General features: G+C 67.1%; 2 protein-coding genes. Both read left to right on the top strand.

The window, feature by feature from the left end; genetic code table 11:
• On the top strand, positions 1-834 hold an 834-nt coding region (locus AB4Y99_RS27305), incomplete at its 5' end, for a substrate-binding domain-containing protein (protein WP_441525549.1).
• 21 nt (positions 835-855) lie between these two features.
• Positions 856-2020: malonate decarboxylase subunit alpha (locus AB4Y99_RS27300; protein ID WP_441525548.1), on the top strand; the 1165-nt coding region annotated here is incomplete at its 3' end.

The raw sequence follows: 2020 nt of genomic DNA, 5'->3' as shown, positions 1-2020 counted from the left end.
GTCCTCAACGACCTCTCAAATCCGTTCTTCGCCGAATTCGCCATCGGCGTGGAGAAGGTGCTGCAGATGGCGGGCTATGTCGCCTTCATGGCCAACACCGCCGAGAGCGTGGTGCGCCAGGAGCAGGTGATGCGGATGATGCGCGAGCACGGCGCCGGCGGCATCATCCTTTGCCCGGCGCTGGATACGCGGCCTGAGCATCTCGACTGGGTCAGGGCTGCCGGTACCGCCCTGCTGGTGGCGATCCGCCGCCTGCCGGATGTGGCTGTGAGCCATGTCGTGCCGGAAAATCTGGCGGGGGCGAGCCGCATCACCCGCCATCTCATCAATCTCGGCCATGAGCGCATCGCCTTTCTCGGCGGCATGCATTCGATGGTGGTGCGGCAGGAGCGGCATGGCGGCTTCCTCGCTGCGATGGAGGCGACCGGGCGCAATGTCGATCCGGCGCTCAACCTCGAAAGCATGCCGACGCGCGATGGCGGCTTCGGCGCGATGAGCACTGTGCTCTCGCTCGCCGACCGGCCGACGGCGGTGGTCTGCTACAACGACGTCACCGCCATCGGCGCGATGCTGGCGGCGGCGCGCCACGGCCTCGTCGTCGGGCGCGATATCGCCATCGTCGGATTCGACGACACCAGCGAAGCCCGACATGTCTCGCCGGCGCTGACCACCGTCGCCGTCGATCCCGTGGGCTTGGGCGAGCGCGCCGCCGCGCTGCTGCTGAAGCAGATCAATGACCCCGCCGCGGAGCCCGAAAGCTTCATCGGCCCCGCCAACCTCGTCATCCGTGAATCCTGCGGCGCCTATCAGCGCGCGCTCGCCGCCGCCGGCTGAAACCTCGAAGAGACGTAACCCATGGCCTTCCCCCGCATCCTCTCCGCCGACGAAGCCGCCGCCCTGATCCCGGATGAGGCGATCGTCACGGTCTCCTCCTCCTCCGGCCTCGGCTGCCCTGATGCGGTGCTTGCAGCCATCGGCCGGCGCTTCGACGCCTCCGGTCACCCGCGCAACTTGACGACGCTGCACCCGATCGCGGCCGGCGACATGTGGGGCGTCAAGGGCGTCGATCACATCGCCAAGCCCGGCCTGCTGGCCCGGATTATGGGCGGTTCCTATCCATCCGGCCCGTCCTCGGCCGAGCCTCCGGAAATCTGGAAGATGGTCACGGGCAACGAGATCCCGGCCTACAATATCCCGAGCGGTATCCTGTTCGACATGCACCGCGAAGCCGCCGCCAAGCGGCCGGGCGTGCTGACCAAGATCGGCATGGACACCTTCGTCGATCCCAAGCACCAGGGCTGCGCCATGAACGCGCGCGCCATGGCCGAGCCGATCGTGTCCCGCGTCGAGTTTGACGGCGAGGACTGGCTCTATTTCCGCAGCATCGTGCCACAAGTCGCGATCATCCGCGCCACCACGGCCGACGAGCGCGGCAATCTCTCCTACGAGCATGAAGGGGGCCTGCTCGGTCCGCTCGATCAGGCGCTGGCCGTGCGCAACAATGGCGGCATCGTCATCGCGCAGGTGAAGCGCGTGGTGGAGGCCGGCAGCCTCAACACGCAGGCCGTCTTCGTGCCCGGCATCCTCGTCGATGCGATCGTGGTCGCGCCCGACCAGATGCAGACGACGCAGACKGYCTAYGATCCSGCGATCTCSGGCGAGGTGYSSCGGCCSCTRTCGAGCTTCGAGACGCCGGCCTTCGACGTCGCCAARGTSATCGCGCGKCGSGTSGCGCAGGAACTGCGTTACGGCGACGCGGTCAATATCGGCTTCGGCATCTCGGCCAATGTCCCGCGCATCCTGATTGAGGAAGGCCAGCACGGCGCCGTCACCTGGGTGATCGAGCAGGGCGCCGTCGGCGGCGTTCCGCTCCTCGAATTCCAGTTCGGTTGCGCCTCCAATGCCGAGGCGATCGTGCCTTCGCCCTACCAGTTCACCTATTTCCAGGGGGCGGGCTTCGACCTATCGCTGCTCTCCTTCCTGCAGATCGACAGGCAGGGCTGCGTCAACGTCTCCAAGC

The sequence above is a fragment of the Allobosea sp. TAB14 genome (assembly GCF_052113865.1).
Taxonomy (GTDB): Bacteria; Pseudomonadota; Alphaproteobacteria; order Rhizobiales; family Beijerinckiaceae; genus Allobosea; species Allobosea spartocytisi.
The sequence above is the reverse complement of the archived record's forward strand: the minus strand, read 5'-3'. Positions and strand labels throughout refer to the sequence as shown.